This is a genomic window from Mesorhizobium sp. M2C.T.Ca.TU.002.02.1.1 (assembly GCF_003997225.1).
In genome coordinates this window covers 1-1,149 of sequence record NZ_RZTO01001255.1, presented here as the reverse complement: position 1 = coordinate 1,149, position 1,149 = coordinate 1, and the positions used below count along the sequence as shown (strand labels likewise).

General features: G+C 60.1%; 1 protein-coding gene and 1 pseudogene. Both read right to left on the bottom strand.

Features of this window, described 5'->3' with window-relative positions; all coding sequences use genetic code 11:
* The coding region (locus EOD07_RS35230; RefSeq protein ID WP_127238424.1) for an extracellular solute-binding protein at nt 1-532 on the bottom strand (532 nt) is incomplete at its 3' end.
* Between the two features lie 447 nt (nt 533-979).
* Nucleotides 980-1,149, bottom strand: a pseudogene (locus tag EOD07_RS38930) (EamA family transporter); the annotation flags it as partial.

The following is a 1,149-nucleotide window of genomic DNA, read 5'->3' as shown; positions in this document are numbered from 1 at the left end:
AATCCAGCACATAGACGCCGCAATCCTTCAGCTTGGCCAGCTTTTCCGGATTGAAGAAGACATCCCAGCTGTCGATCTTGTCGGTGCCGAGCGCGGCCTGCACCTTCTTGACGTTATAGCCAAGGCCGACCGTGCCCCACATATAGTTGACCGAGTATTCGTTGCCCGGATCGTATTTGGCGGTGCGCTCGGAAATGACGTCCCACATGTTGGAAATGTTGGGCAGCTTCGACTTGTCGAGCTTCTGGAACACGCCCGCCTGGATCTGGCGCGCCAGGAAGTTGGCGCTCGGCACGACGACGTCATAACCGCTGCCGCCGGCGAGCAGCTTCGTCTCCAGGATCTCGTTGGAATCGAAGGTGTCGTAGACGACCTTGATGCCGGTCTTCTTGGTGAAATCGTCGATGATCGAGCTGTCGATATAGTCCGACCAATTGTAGACGTTGACGACGCGGTCCTCGGTGTGGCCGCTTAGTGTGAAAAGCGTCAGAAATGCCGACGTCGCCGAAAGCAAAAGCGCTTTGCGGATCATGGTGTTCTCCTTTGGTGAGTGTTCCCTCGCCGGCTCGTCGCGATATGGCGGGGCGGCGTTGGTTTTAGACTATTGAGCTTTCCGGAGAGCGACAAGCGTGAACTCAACACGCCAGGCCCGATCATGGCATCAAGGTTTGAGGCGTCCCGGCCTCCCCGGCGAGGCGCCCGGGCGGCGTCAACGGCATGCACCGTGGCGTATTGAGAGCTATGACGATGCTGTCCGGCCCCGAGCAGGCCGGCGGAGACACTTGGCAAGATACGCCTGTCTTGTTGTTGCCGTAATCGCAGCCTGCCCGCCCGGCAACAGGGTTGTCAATGGGGAACGCTGCCTATCGTCCTAAAGCGCGCCGCGCTGAAACGGATTCAGGCGACGCGCTTTAGGACTTTGTCTTGATGCATGTCGTTCTCCCAGAACCGCTGCACACTTCTGGGTGACATGCATTGGTCAATTGGGTGACGGCAGGCCGGTGACGCCGGGACGCGCCGGCCGTGCCTGGCGCTTGAACTCCAGGCCGATATGGATGAGCAGCGCCGTGACCACGACCGCGCCGCCGATGATGGTGCGCACCGACGGCACTTCGGAATGGACGAGCCAGACCCAGATCGGCCCAAGGA